Genomic DNA, 13,530 nt, shown 5'->3' on the forward strand with positions numbered 1-13,530 from the left:
GGAGGCGTTCATGATGAAAATCCCGTCGATATTTCGACGACCGATGCTACTACCGGCCTGTATATTTTAAAAGATCAATGTGATTTCATTATGTTACGCCGCCCAAGCAGGTGCGAAAGTTGAGTTGTTAACATAATACTTTTCCGGAAAAATGTCAAATTTCGCGAAAAAACTTTAATATCTACGCTAATTTTCTCAATGATATCCGATTTTTTTTCATACTTTTTTTGGAACATGAAATATGATTTTGAATCATGCCGGCAGAAAACTGAATCATCACATGCAATCAAATGGATGGCTTGCAGGCACCCGACCCGCCTGCTCCAGCGATCCCGGCTGCCTGGGCATGGTCCCGCCACCATTGCCCAACCTGTTGTTATCAAAATTCCCCTTCAACAAAACAGGAAAGTGATTCAATTTTCACTATGTAACCACCTGTAAAACAAAATAAAAAAAATACCGGGAATTCATGGCTGAACAATGGTAAATACATTTGTTACGGTACCATGTTACTAAATTTCGCGCAAAGACACGGGCCGGTTACAGACTGAACCTTTAAGCATGGCTCCCATCGGAGAAGGGAAATGCTGGCGGCACCCTCAGATGATATTTTTCTTGCGCGCGACCGCCACGGCTTCCATGCGATTGCTCACTTCAAGTTTCTTGAAGATTCTTTGGACGTGGGTTTTGATGGTTTCGATGCTGACGAAGTGAATCTGGGCTATTTCGTTGTTGGTTTTGCCTTCGGCGATATTTTTCAGCACGCGGATCTCGGTCCGGGTCAGATTGTGCTCGGCATCGCCGTCAGAGCCGTCCGCAGGCCGGCGCCATTTGATGGCGAGATTCAGCAGATAGGGCGACATGCACTCCCTGTCCAAAGCGAAATCCTCAATAATTTTGATAAGTTCGTCAATTTTAGTGTTTTTGGCCACATAGCCGTTGGCGCCTTCGCTCATGGCTTCCTGGACATAGTCTTTTTTGGTATAGGTTGAAAGCACGATGATTTTGAGATCCGGCAGGGTCTTGCGCAGTACCCGGATGGCTTCAATTCCGGAAAGACCCGGCATGTCTATATCCATCAGCACCACATCGGGAGGATTCTGGGTGATGGCGTTGACCGCGTCGAAACCGTTATCGGCTTCGCCGACGATGCGGATGCTCTTTTGCGATTCGAGGTACATGCTCAGGCCGATGCGTAGAATCGGATGATCGTCGGCGATAAAGACGGTTACCGGACGTTCCTCGCTCATAAATCCTCCAAGTTGGACACCGTTTATCGTGTGTCACAGGCAATGGGAACCAGGAAACGAAACCTGCATCCCGTCACCTGCTTTCCCGCCCCGTCCAGGTAAGGTGATTCGACCCAGATCCTGCCTCCATGGGCTTCGACGACCAGCTTGCTGAATGTAAGCCCCAACCCTACCCCGCGGCGCTCATTCCCGCCCTGAACGGTCGTGGTATAGAATTTCTGAAAAATCAGTTCCTGTTTTTCCCTGTCAATGCCTTTGCCCTGATCATCAATGGTGACCAGAATGGCGCTCCGGTCCCGTTCATCGCGACAGGGTTCGCAGGTAAGAGCTATGCTGCCTCCGACGGGACTGAAACGAATGGCATTTTCCAGAAGATTCACACAGGTGCGCTGAAGCCGGGCCCAATCCGCAGCCATCTGCATGCCGCCCCGCCCCGGTTCGAAATGGATCCTGATTTTCTTGTCGCCGGCGGAAAAACCGACCTGTCGGATGCTCTCCATGAGGGTCGAATCCATATCCCCCGGCACCTGGCACAAATTCAGCCCGGCACATTCATCCAGAAAAATATCCAGAAAGTTTGAAACCATGCCGAAAAGCTTGTGGGTCGAATTCAGGGCCAGGGATACCAGGTCCTCGCCCCGGTTATTGAGGGTGCCAAGGTGGCGGTCCAACATCAACTCCAGCACCCGCTGAATGGAAAGAATCGGATTGCCCATGTCGTGGGTCAGCATGCCGATGAGATCCTCTTTCATTTTTTCGATCTTTTTTTCCCGGGTAACGTCGCGTAACACCGTAACGTATCCCATCGTTTCCCGCGTCGAGAGGAAAAGTTCCTGGCAGGATGCGTGGGTATAGAATATCTGGCCGTCGGGTTTCATTACTTCAAAGACCGGCGGAATTTCATAGGGTTGCTGCTGCTTCTTGCAGCTCAGGTACTCGCGGAACGCATCGGGACAAGCGAATAGATCAAAGATCGGCCGGCCGACAACCGTCGATGCCTCCCGACCGAACATCGCAACCGTGGCCTTGTTGATCACGGTCACAATACCATCCGGATCCGTTGAGATGATGGAATCGGAAACACTGTTGATGATGTTGTGCAGGTTTTGCTGGTAGGCCCTTTGAGAGAGGTATTTCTGGATCGCCAGCGAACTGATGGTCTTGGCGATGGTGCACATGAGTTTGACTACGGACTGCAGGCGCTGGTAACTCATGACCGGCACTTCATGCAACGCCCTCAGATAACCCGCCACATCCTCGACGCCGATGCGCTTGGCAGCATCGAGGGCCTCCTGAATGGACAACGGTCGCGTCAGCACCTGCCCCATGACCAAAGTGGCTACATGATAGCCTTCGACGATGATCGGCGTGGCGCTGTCCATCAGGCCGGCGTTCAGACACTTGTAGATGAAAGGCTTGCCGATCTTCCGGCCTTCCTCGCCCCCAAAACGGTCGCTGGCATAGCAGCGCGCCCGCCCCTCCGGCGTCGATCGGCAATAGTCCTTGCACAGCCGCGAAAAATTATGCTCACGGGTAATCGGTTGGCCATCGAGATCGACCAGCACCGACGCCACCCGCGTTGCCTCGGTGAAATCCCTGACAATTTCCTCAAGAACGTCCTTTTCAATCAGGTCCAGAAGCTTTATCTGCTGGCACCCCATGCCACCTCCGCCACCGTCTTTGGCCTGGATATCCTTCCAGCAGACCGGCCCCCGATCCGCCAGGCAAGACCGCCGACGTTTCCCGTTTCACGCCGTTTTGATCATCAAAGGGCTTGTGTCCATCCGGAAACTTCGAACAAAAACCAGACCCTTTATTCATAGCACGAGCGACCACCTGACCCAAAATAAAATGTCGTTTGCCAGACATAGGGACAGAGAAAATCACTATATCGAGGGACAAAAATACGATTTGCGGCAACCATCGGCAACAGGGTGATCCTGAAAATCACTATATGGAGCGACAATATTGGCCTTTTGTAGCGATTGTGCACATGAAGCTCCTCGTTTACAAATAGACTACGCGCAAAAAACGACCCGATACACTTTCATCCGTCATGAACGTACATCAACCGTTCACAAAAAAAGCAGTTTATTTTAATCGCTTTACTTTTAAAACATTCAGGAAAGGAAAACACCATGGCTCCGTGGTCTGTAGCACTCTGCTACATTGCTTCGGCGGCGGTATCATCGGCGCCGCTATCAGCCTGGTGGCACGCACGATGTGGAACCCGGTTCCACCCATATCGATCCTCCCGCGGGCGCCGTCGCCGTGGGCACGCTGATTCTCAACCTGGCACACGGCTTTATCAAGTAACGGATCAATCAACCCGGAGGTCGTTAAAAAAACGCGATTACGACCACTCAAAAAAGGAGGCACCATGTCTACCAAGGTTAAAGTTGACCCCACCGTCGCTACCATGGGACCCAGCGAACGCGTCGAAAAAATCAAGGCAAGATTTTTGGCCACAACCCCGGAAATCTGCGCCGAACGCGCCAGACTGATCACCGAATCCTACAAGGAAACCGAGGGCCAGCCCATGAGCCTCCGCCGGGCCAGGGCTCTGGAGAAAATCCTCCTCGGCATGTCGATCTACATCGACGACGACGAACTGATCGTCGGCAACCAGTGCAGCATGCCCCGCTCCGCACCGATATTCCCCGAGTTTTCCTGTGAATGGCTGGAAGCCGAGCTTGATCGCCTGGCCAAGCGTTCGGCTGACGTTTTCCTGATCAGCGAAGATGTGAAGAAAACTCTGCGTGAGGACGTTTTCCCCTACTGGAAGGGCAAAACCAACTACGAAATCGCCACTGCTCTGATGAAGCAGGAAGCCATTGACGCGGGCAACGCGGTGGCTTACACCGTCGGCAACTACTACTTCAACGGCGTCGGCCACATTTCCGCCAACTACGGCAAGGTCATGCGCGAAGGCCTTAACGCGGTCATCGCCGAAGCCGAGGCCGCTAAAGAAAACTTCGATTACGCCGACGCTCACCAGATGAAGTCCCTGCATTTTCTCGAGTCGACCATCATCGCCAACAAGGCCGTAATCGCCTTTGCCAATCGTTTTGCCGATGAGGCCGAGCGCCTTGCTGCAGCGCAAAAAGATGCGGCCCGCAAAGCCGAACTGCTCGAGATTGCCCGTATCTGCCGCAAGGTACCTGCCGAACCGGCGGAAACCTTTGCGGAAGCCGTACAGGCCTTCTGGTTCATCCACCTGGTCATTCAGATCGAGTCCAACGGGCACTCCATCTCGCCGATGCGCTTCGACCAGTACTGCTACCCCTTCTACCTGGCCAGCAAAGACTCCATGTCCGACCAGCAGGTCCAGGAAATGCTTGACCTTCTGTGGCTGAAATTCAACGGCCTGAACAAGGTCCGCGACGAAAACTCCACCATGGCTTTCGCAGGCTACCCGATGTTCATGAACATCATCGTCGGCGGCGTGGATCGTGAAGGCAAGGACGCTACCAACGAGCTGTCCCTGATGTTGCTGCAGTGTGCTGCCAACACCAAGCTCTACGCTCCGTCCCTGTCGATCCGCATCCATGAAGGAACTCCGGACGTACTGTACATGAAAGCCGCCGAAATCAGCCGCATGGGTCTGGGCGTACCGGCTTACTTCAACGACCGCACCATTATTCCGGCCCTGCTGTCCCGCGGCCTGACCCTGGAAGACGCCCGCGACTACGGTATCATCGGCTGCGTCGAGCCCCAGGTCGGCGGCAAGACCGAGGGCTGGCACGATGCCGCCTTCTTCAACATGGCTAAAATCGTCGAACTGACCCTCAACAACGGTTACGACAAGCGCACCGGCATGCAGGTCGGCCTCAAGACCGGTGACGTCACCGAAATGAAGAGTTTCGACGACGTCATGGCCGCCTACGCCAGGCAGATGGAATATTTCGTCGGTCTGATGTGCCACTCCGACAACATGGTCGATTTGGCCCATGGCCAGAATGTACCCCTGCCCTTCCTCTCCAGCCTGGTCGAAGACTGCATCGGCCGCGGCAAATCGCTGCAGGAAGGCGGCGCCATCTACAACTTCAGCGGCCCGCAGGGGGTCGGTGTTGCCAATGCCGGCGATTCTTTGACCGCCATCAAGAAGCTGTGCTTCGACGAAAAAGTCATCAGCCTGCCGGAACTCAAGGACATCCTCGACAAAGACTTCGAAGGCGCCGAAAACATCCGTCAGATGCTTGTCAACCGTGCCCCCAAATACGGCAACGACGACGATTACGCCGATGAAATCGCCGTCGAATCGGCCAACATCTACTGCCGTGAAGTCAATAAGTACCGCAACCCCCGCGGCGGTCAGTTCCAACCCGGTCTCTACCCGGCATCGGCCAACGTGCCCTTCGGCGCCGTGGTCGGCGCGACTCCGGACGGGCGCAAGAGCGGCACCCCGCTGGCTGACGGTGTTTCCCCCATCGGCGGCGCGGACATCTCCGGCCCGACGGCGACGGTCAACTCGGTAGCCAAGCTGGACCATGAAGTCACCTCCAACGGCACCCTGCTCAACCAGAAGTTCCATCCCAATGCCGTCAAAGGCGAAGAGGGGCTGCGCAACCTCATCAACGTTACCGAAACCTACTTCAAAAACGGCGGTTTCCACGTCCAATACAACGTCATCGACCGCAGCACCCTGCTCGAAGCCCAGGACAAGCCGGAGGATTTCCGCGGTCTGGTAGTCCGCGTAGCTGGATACAGCGCCTTCTTCACCGCGCTGGACAAATCGCTGCAGGACGACATCATCTCCCGCACCGAACAGGTATTCTGATCAGCCTGACGGGTGGTGACACCGGGGGCCGGGTCCCAAGGATCCGGCCCCTCCCGGGAGAAGGAAACACCGAAAAACCTGGAGAATGACCATGAACTGGAGACAGAAGGTCCTGGATTTTGACAACATCGGTGATCGCGGAGAAGGCCTCAAGGGGCTGGTCTTCGACATTCAGAAGTTCGCCATTCACGATGGCGGCGGCATTCGCACCCTGGTTTTCCTCAAAGGCTGTCCGCTGTCATGTCCGTGGTGCTCGAACCCTGAATCCCTCGCCGGCAAGCCGGAAATTACGTTCGTCTGCAACAACTGCATCGGCTGCGGCAAATGCCTGGAAGTCTGTCCGGTCGACGCCATCAGGCAGGACGAATCGACTGGCAGGGGACTGATCATCGACCGGGACCGCTGCACCCTGTGCGGGCGATGCGCCAGGCATTGCTACGCCGGTGCCATCAACATCATCGGCCGCTACCTGTCGATCCAAGAGTTGATGGAGATGATCGAGCGGGATCGCAAATTCTACGAACAGAGCAACGGCGGCGTAACCTTTTCCGGCGGCGAACCGACGGCTCAGCCCGAATTCCTCAAGGCAGCCCTGAAGGAAACGCAACGCAGGGGCATCCACACCGCCATCGAAACCAGTTCATTCGTTAAGTGGCCAACCTATGCGTCGATTCTGGAGCACGTCGACCTGGTGCTGACCGACATCAAACACATGGACGACGCCGAACACAAGCGGCTCACCGGGGTTTCCAATATGGTCATTCTCGAAAATCTGCGCAACATCGCCGGCCTCGGCATCCCCGTCAAAATCCGCCTGCCGCTCATCCCCGGCTACAACGATTCGCGCGACAATCTCGAAGCCACCGCCGATTTCGTAAAAGGGCTGAACAACGTGCAATCCCTCGATATTTTGCCTTACCACCGGCTGGGCGAAATGAAATGGGGACAACTGGGGCAGAAATATGCTTTGGCGGGTATTGAAGCATTGACGCTTGAGGAAACGGAAGCCCACGGTCGGCTTTTCAGGGACCGGGGGATCAAGGTCTCCATTGGCGGATAACAACTACGTTGCATCCATCCGGGGTTTCCGGACGAAGACTTGCCGGGCGGGTAAGGAAAGGCCGACCATCAAACAGCTGTTGAGCGACCTGAGCGTGGCCGTCACTTTGTTTGCCGCCAGCCCTGTGCTTGCCGCCCTGTAGACGGCGAGGAGCGGGACAGTTAGGGCTACCAGCTGCAGGGTACCTGTAGCTGGGACAACCGCTTCGGCCAGACCAGGCCCGGTATCTGCTGCGGCGCCAACCGCATGGATGAAACCTCCGCCGGAAAAGCCGTCCGCGCTTCCACCGGCAACGGGGAACTCAAACAGCAGGATGTCATCACCATCGGGGTGTTTCATGACATCAACCCCCACCTCAAGCTTGTGTTGGAATACAACCGCGCCAACGTCGAATGGTTCAATGACGGCAGGCAGGAAGTGGACATCATCGCCCTGGGCACCTTCTTCATGTGGTAAAGGGATCTGCAACGCAAAACGCCCGGTCGAAATGACCGGGCGTTTTGCGTTGCAATAAAATCGATATCAATCCTGCAGACACTGCAGCAACCCCATGGCCCACAGACAGGAACCACAGGGCTCGGGATTGGTGAAACAGTCCTGCTCGAAATCCTCCTCCTGCACCAGGTCGCAGGGCGCGACCCCGCAATTGGAGCAGTAGGGATAATCGAATTCGACCACGTGCTCGCGGAAAATGCGGAAGTCCTCACTGCGCCAGATATCGAGCAGCGGCTGCCGGTTGACGTTACCGAATACCTTCGGCTTGACCAGGCGATCCCAGTCATTGACCCAGCAGCGGTAATGATGCCACAGGTAATAACAGGGATGCACGTCACCGTTCCAGGAAATAAATGCGGACCCCTTGGTCACGAAGGGGCATTCCCGTTCGTAACGGGGTGTGACGACCGGCAGCTTGATTTCAATGCCCATCGCTGCGGCAACCTGCCGCGCTTCCTCGAAAACCTCCTGGACCGCGGAAACCATGGCCTCGTCACGCCGCAGCAGCTGCATGACATCCATGAAAATATCCTTTTTGCGCGCTTCGGCCCGCATGCGGCCAACCATCTGGTTGACCTTGCGCACCTGCGGATCGACGGTCCGGGGCAGAACCTGCTCTTTTTCCCAGACCATGTAATCGTAGGCCTTGATATCCAGCCCGTCAGCCTCCATTTGCCGCTTCCAGCGTTGGTAAATCTCGACAGCGGCGTCGATGGAATTGTCATAGGCGGTCTGGGCGATACCGGAAATATCGTAAGGCAGGGCGTGACTGACAATGAAGAAATCGGCGCCGCGCTCAGCCACCCAGCGCACCGTATCGGGCAACTGGCGAAAATTTTCGCGCATAGCGACAAACTCGGCGCCGATCCTTAGCCGGCACTCCGATTGTCCTTGCCGGGCCTCGCGCAGCACGCGGAAGGCGCGATCCATGTCGCTCAGGTCCTCGCCTTTGCGCACTTTGCTGAAGGTCTCGGGCTTGACGCCATCCACCGAAAGGCAGATGCGATCCAGCCCCGCGTCGACCAGCTTGTCTGCCAGACTGCGATCCAGCATCAGGCCGTTGGACTGAAAACCGACCCATGCATTATCCGGCATTATCTGGCGGGCCCTGCGGATCCATTCGAGAATATGCGGATGCATCAGCGGCTCGCCGATGCCGTTGAGCACCAGCGATTCCAGGAAGGGAAACGCCGCTTCCAGAGCGGCAAAGGTCTGTTGCGACATATCGGCATCGACAACCTTGCTGTCCGCAGCCTGCTTGACGCACATGGGGCAGCGCAGATTGCAGAAAGTCGTACTCTCGACAAACAGTTTGCTCGGGTATTCACGCAGCGCGGGAGATGACGTGCTGGCCATGCCGCCCGCGGATCTGCTATCATGCATTTTCATGGTTCTCATCCTCCGAATCGACTGCTCTTTATGGATGAGCATAGCCGATACATAACAGAAAAACCTTGTCGTGCATCAAGGTTTGCGCGGTATTCATAGCATAAACGCCATCATGACAAAAGGGCAAACCGTCCCGGTTTTTTGCAGGAAACGTATACATCCCTCGTCGAAAAACAAGATCCCGCAGGGAGTTTTTCATGAAATACCTGATTCTGAGCGCCTGGCTGCTGGTGGTCATGTGCGAGCAATGGCTGGAATGGCTCAACCTTCGTCACCAGCGGCGTCAGAGTGTGTTCGTACCGCCTGCCTTCACGAAGAACTTCGATGCCGAAACCGTCAGGCAGACCCTTGCTTACGAAACGGATAAAAAACGTCTGGCTCTGGTCGCACAGGGTTTCATGGCGATGCTTTTTGCGGGGTTCATGTTTGGCGGCGGGATATCGCGCTACGATGGCTGGACCGGTTCGGTGACGGATTCTTTTATCCTGCGGGGCAGCCTGTTTTTCATCGGTCTGACAAATGCATGGCTGCTGCTGGATCTACCCTTTTCCTGGTGGCGGAATTTCCGCATTGAAGCCCGCTATGGATTCAATACCATGACGATGCGCCTGTGGCTGACCGATGCCCTCAAGGGCATGGCGCTGTCACTGCTGCTGTACGGGCTGCTGGCCGGCGGCTGCCTGTGCCTGGTGCAGAGCCGTCCGGACACATGGTGGCTGTGGGTCTGGAGCTTTGTCACCCTGTTCGGGCTGCTGTTGATGGTAATCGCACCCTATCTTATCGAACCGCTGTTTTTCAGCTTCGCACCCGTCCAGAACCCGGCGCTGGAACCGCGCATCCGACAACTGGCCGAGCAGGCCGGGATGCGCGCCGGACGCATTTTCCAGGTCGACGCGTCCAGGCGCAGCCGCCACGGCAACGCCTACTTTACCGGACTGGGTCGCCAGAAACGCATCATCCTGTTCGATACCCTGCTGGCACAGATGGATGACGATCAGGTGCTGGCGGTACTGGCGCATGAAATCGGCCACTGGAAACACCGTCACATAACCAGGCGCCTGCTGGGCGGCGCCCTTGTGTCGCTTGGCGGCCTGTTTCTGGCGTGGCTGCTGATCCGCTGGGGCGGCCTGCCGGCCCTGCTCGGTCTGGAAAAGGCATCCTTCCCGGCTCAGGTCGTGATTCTGTCCCTGCTCGCCGGCATCGCCAGCTTTTTCCTGGCGCCTGTCGGCAGCGCCCTGTCGCGTCGCCAGGAATGGCAGGCCGATCGCTTCGCCTGTCAACTCACCGGACGGCCCGCCGATTTGGCGGAAGCACTCGTCAAGCTCGCGCGGGAAAACCTTGCCGCGCTGCATCCGCATCCGCTGTATGTCCGTCTGCGGTTTTCCCATCCGCCGATCGTGGAGCGGGTCGCAGCCCTGCAAAAATTGGCCAGAGCTTCTGCTGAAAACAGATCGACCGCAAAGGAGTCCGTACATGACTGACGTAAAGGATTTTGACGCGCTGGCCACCGGTTGGGACGCCAACCCCCGGATCCGTGAAACGGCCCGCGTATTTGTCTCCCATATCCTGCAACACGTGCCCCTGCCGCCTCGTGCCGAAGCTCTTGAATTCGGCTGTGGTACCGGACAGGCCGGTTTGCAGCTCGCCTCCTTGCTGCATCGCATCGCCATGGTCGACGCCTCGGAAGGCATGCTGGCCGTGCTGCGACAAAAAATCGACCACGCCGCCATCCGCAATCTCCACATCCATTGTGGCGATTTTTTGCGCATGGACTTTGGATTACGGCAGTTCGATCTGATCTACAGCCTGATGGCCATGCATCACGTGCAGGATATACCGGCAATCCTTGCGCACACATTCGCGCTGCTCAAACCGGGGGGATTTTTCTGCGTGGGAGACCTGGAACCGGAGAACGGTTCCTTTCACGGCGGGAGCATGGACGTTCAGCGGGGTTTCGACCCTCGGCTGCTGGGAAACCAACTGCGATCGTGCGGTTTTGCAGACGTCTATGCAAAGCGCATGATGGTCATTGAAAAAGCCGACGCCAGGGGAATCCCCAAAACCTATCCGCTGTTTTTCATGATGGCCCAAAAACCCTGACAAACCGGTGATATACGCTGGCTGCGATCATGCTCCGGGTCCGGTTTGCCCGTCATCCCGGGCTTCCCGGCAGCCATCTGCGCCGGCCAATGGAACCGGGCCTGCTTCGAATGTATTGCCGTTTACACGCCGGGAATCCAGGGGTCGAGCTTGTCATGCCCCCCTTCAACCAGTTGCGCGAGCGCATCGGCCACCAGCGGTCGGCTGCAAAGATATCCCTGGTAGCGATCGCAGCCATGGGCCCGCAGAAAGGCAAGCTGCTCTGCTGTTTCCACCCCTTCCGCAACGGTCTGCAGACCAAGGCTGCGAGCCATCTGGATGGTGGCAAGGACAATAGCCGCATCGCCCGGATCACTGCATACGTCCCGTACGAAGCTGCGGTCGATCTTGATTTCATCGACGGCATAACGCTTGAGATAGCTGAGGCTGGAATAACCGGTGCCGAAATCGTCCAGCGCAATGCGCACACCCATCTTTTTCAGTGTCAGCAGCGTGTGGTGGACACGCTCATCTTCTTCCATGAAGATACTTTCCGTCAGTTCCAGATTCAGAAGACCGGGATGAATGCCCCGGGCTTTCAGAATAGCCTCGGTGCGACCGGCGAAATCCTCCTGAAAAATCTGCACCGGCGAAAGATTTACCGCCATGGTGAGGTCCGTCAACCCCGCTTCCCGCCACAATCGCAGTTGACGGCAGGCCTCTTCAAGTATCCATTCCCCCAAAGGTACGATCAACCCCGAATCCTCCGCAACCGGTATAAAGCTGTCGGGCGGTATCAGCCCCCGCTCGGGATGCCGGAAGCGCAACAGGGCCTCGACCCCCTCGATGCGGCCCGTGAGGATATCGACCTGAGGCTGATAGTGAAGGAAAAACGCCTTGTGTTCCAGAGCGTTCCGCAGGCTGTTTTCCAGATCGAGGCGAGCCCGGATTTTCTGATCCATCTCGCCACGAAAGAACATGAACTTGTCGCGCCCCTTTTCCTTGGCGGCGTACATGGCGGTATCCGTTTTCCGGAACAGGGTATCGAAATCCTCTCCGTCCTCGGGGAAAAACCCGATGCCCATGCTGGCGGAAATGCGCACGGTGTGCCCTTCGAGAGAAAACGGCCGCGTCAGCGCCCCCAGGACTTTATCGGCGATCCTGACCGTATCCTGCGGCCGCTCAAGATCGGTCAGCAGTACCAGGAACTCATCTCCCCCGAGCCGCGAGATAACATCCGCCCGGCGCAGGCACTCCTCCAGACGCCGCGCCACCTGAACCAGGAGCATGTCTCCCAAAGCATGCCCCAGCGCGTCGTTGACCGATTTGAATTTATCCAGATCGATCAGGCAAAGCGCCAGATGACGCTTTGCCCTCTGCGCACGGGAAGCCTCCTGAGCAAACCGCTCGCGCAGCAGCGTCCGGTTACCCAGGCCGGTCAATTGATCGTAATGGGCAAGACACAGAATGTGTTCCCTGGCTCGTTTCTGTTCGGTAATGTCCATGAACAGCGCAACGGTGTTTTCGATCCGACCGGAGACATCGTGCAACGGTGCGGTAAACAGCAGCATGTCGAGCAGCCGGCCATCGCGGCGGCGACGCTGGATTTCCACGCCCCGCAGGGAATTCCCGGATTTGGCGGAGGCCAGATTGCGATGGAACTCCCCCTGCTTTTCCTTGGGGACAAAGGGCGGCGCCTTACCGAGAGCCTCCTTCTCCGACCACCCGAAAACCGTCTCGGCGGCCGCATTCCAGAACAACACACGGCCTTCGAGATCGTTGATGATCACCGGCAGGGGTGTGGCCTGAAAAACAGCGGTCAGTGTCGCGGAAGTTTTCTGCAGGCGTTCCTCGGCCTTTTTCCGGGCCATTTCCTTATCGAAGGTATTCAGCGCGAAGGTGATATCACCGGCCATCTCCTCGAGCACCGCAACCATGTCTTTTCCGAAAAAGTCATCCGTGGTGGAATACAGATTCAAGGTGCCGAAAATGCTGTCTCCCCGGTAAAGCGGAAACAGACCAAAAGAACCGATGCCGCAGCGACGGAGTACACCCTTGACACGCTCATCGGATGCCCCCGCAGCGGCCTGATTGCAGATCACGGAACCTCCGGAAAGCAGCGTCCGCGGAGCCTCTTTACGGCCTCCGAACTCATGCAGGGTATGCTCGGGGATCACGTCAAGCAAGGCGGGATCGGCACCGCAGGAAGCAGCAACGGAACAATTCTCCCCATGCGGTTCCAAAACGGTTATCAGGGCCATGCACAGCCCCCCCAGTTCCACGGCAATATTGCAGATATCCTCAAACAGCGCCTGCTTGTCTACGTGCCGGACAATCGCCTGGTTGGTCTGAGTAAGTATCCCCCGGTCAAACCGGGGGCTTTATGGGTGAACCGCTCAAAGCGGTTGGCTCAAACCTTGGGCCGCCTAAAGGCGGCTGGCTATTTGAGCAGGTTCAATTGATCCAATCTGCTATCT

The 13,530-nt window shown here is 56.6% G+C and carries 9 protein-coding genes; 5 read left to right on the top strand and 4 right to left on the bottom strand.

Going from position 1 to position 13,530, the window contains the following annotated elements; genetic code table 11:
* Positions 1 to 599: 599 nt before the first annotated feature.
* Positions 600 to 1,250 carry a response regulator transcription factor gene (locus tag AB7E65_RS08190; RefSeq protein WP_428745627.1) on the bottom strand — a complete coding sequence of 217 codons (651 nt, stop codon included), beginning with the start codon at positions 1,248 to 1,250 and terminating at the stop codon, positions 600 to 602.
* A 23-nt stretch (positions 1,251 to 1,273) separates the two neighbouring features.
* On the bottom strand, positions 1,274 to 2,911 hold the full coding sequence (locus AB7E65_RS08195; protein WP_428745628.1) for a PocR ligand-binding domain-containing protein: 1,638 nt from the start codon (positions 2,909 to 2,911) through the stop codon (positions 1,274 to 1,276).
* Between the two features lie 719 nt (positions 2,912 to 3,630).
* On the opposite strand from AB7E65_RS08195, the gene AB7E65_RS08200 reads away from it, so the two are divergent.
* From AB7E65_RS08200 to AB7E65_RS08210, 3 genes are all read left to right on the top strand, one after another.
* Positions 3,631 to 6,030, top strand: coding sequence for a glycyl radical protein (locus tag AB7E65_RS08200; RefSeq protein WP_428745629.1), 2,400 nt, complete (start codon positions 3,631 to 3,633; stop codon positions 6,028 to 6,030).
* Positions 6,031 to 6,121: 91 nt separating this feature from the next.
* Positions 6,122 to 7,090, top strand: coding sequence for a glycyl-radical enzyme activating protein (locus AB7E65_RS08205; RefSeq protein WP_072288152.1), 969 nt, complete (start codon positions 6,122 to 6,124; stop codon positions 7,088 to 7,090).
* Between the two features lie 246 nt (positions 7,091 to 7,336).
* Positions 7,337 to 7,546, top strand: coding sequence for a hypothetical protein (locus AB7E65_RS08210; RefSeq protein WP_428745630.1), 210 nt, complete (start codon positions 7,337 to 7,339; stop codon positions 7,544 to 7,546).
* Positions 7,547 to 7,612: 66 nt separating this feature from the next.
* On the opposite strand, the gene AB7E65_RS08215 is transcribed toward AB7E65_RS08210, so the two are convergent.
* Positions 7,613 to 8,974 carry a radical SAM/SPASM family putative metalloenzyme maturase gene (locus AB7E65_RS08215; RefSeq protein WP_320361169.1) on the bottom strand — a complete coding sequence of 454 codons (1,362 nt, stop codon included), beginning with the start codon at positions 8,972 to 8,974 and terminating at the stop codon, positions 7,613 to 7,615.
* 197 nt (positions 8,975 to 9,171) lie between these two features.
* Here AB7E65_RS08215 and AB7E65_RS08220 point away from each other — a divergent pair, with 197 nt between their 5' ends.
* Together AB7E65_RS08220 and AB7E65_RS08225 are read left to right on the top strand one after the other, a co-directional pair.
* The gene (locus AB7E65_RS08220) at positions 9,172 to 10,455 is read left to right on the top strand and encodes a M48 family metallopeptidase (protein ID WP_428745631.1); all 1,284 of its coding nucleotides are present in this window, start codon (positions 9,172 to 9,174) and stop codon (positions 10,453 to 10,455) included.
* A complete protein-coding gene (locus AB7E65_RS08225; protein ID WP_072287443.1) occupies positions 10,448 to 11,074 on the top strand; it encodes a class I SAM-dependent methyltransferase in 627 nt (208 codons plus the stop codon). The genes AB7E65_RS08220 and AB7E65_RS08225 overlap by 8 nt, the downstream gene beginning before the upstream one ends.
* 122 nt (positions 11,075 to 11,196) lie before the next feature.
* Here the strand turns inward: AB7E65_RS08225 and AB7E65_RS08230 are convergent, their stop codons facing one another.
* Positions 11,197 to 13,413: a bifunctional diguanylate cyclase/phosphodiesterase gene (locus AB7E65_RS08230; protein WP_428745632.1), complete on the bottom strand. Its 2,217-nt coding sequence runs from the start codon at positions 13,411 to 13,413 to the stop codon at positions 11,197 to 11,199.
* Positions 13,414 to 13,530: the final 117 nt, after the last annotated feature.

This window comes from Syntrophotalea sp. (assembly GCF_050253115.1).
Lineage (GTDB): Bacteria > Desulfobacterota > Desulfuromonadia > Desulfuromonadales > Syntrophotaleaceae > Syntrophotalea > Syntrophotalea acetylenica.

Bases quoted from the DNA above. Each gene is read 5' to 3' on its own strand.
- AB7E65_RS08205 (WP_072288152.1), top strand. From the start codon at position 6,122: ATGAACTGGAGACAGAAGGTCCTGGATTTTGACAACATCGGTGATCGC.
- AB7E65_RS08210 (WP_428745630.1), top strand. From the start codon at position 7,337: ATGGATGAAACCTCCGCCGGAAAAGCCGTCCGCGCTTCCACCGGCAAC.
- AB7E65_RS08200 (WP_428745629.1), top strand. From the start codon at position 3,631: ATGTCTACCAAGGTTAAAGTTGACCCCACCGTCGCTACCATGGGACCC.
- AB7E65_RS08225 (WP_072287443.1), top strand. From the start codon at position 10,448: ATGACTGACGTAAAGGATTTTGACGCGCTGGCCACCGGTTGGGACGCC.
- AB7E65_RS08215 (WP_320361169.1), bottom strand. From the start codon at position 8,974: ATGAAAATGCATGATAGCAGATCCGCGGGCGGCATGGCCAGCACGTCA.
- AB7E65_RS08220 (WP_428745631.1), top strand. From the start codon at position 9,172: ATGAAATACCTGATTCTGAGCGCCTGGCTGCTGGTGGTCATGTGCGAG.
- AB7E65_RS08190 (WP_428745627.1), bottom strand. From the start codon at position 1,250: ATGAGCGAGGAACGTCCGGTAACCGTCTTTATCGCCGACGATCATCCG.
- AB7E65_RS08195 (WP_428745628.1), bottom strand. From the start codon at position 2,911: ATGGGGTGCCAGCAGATAAAGCTTCTGGACCTGATTGAAAAGGACGTT.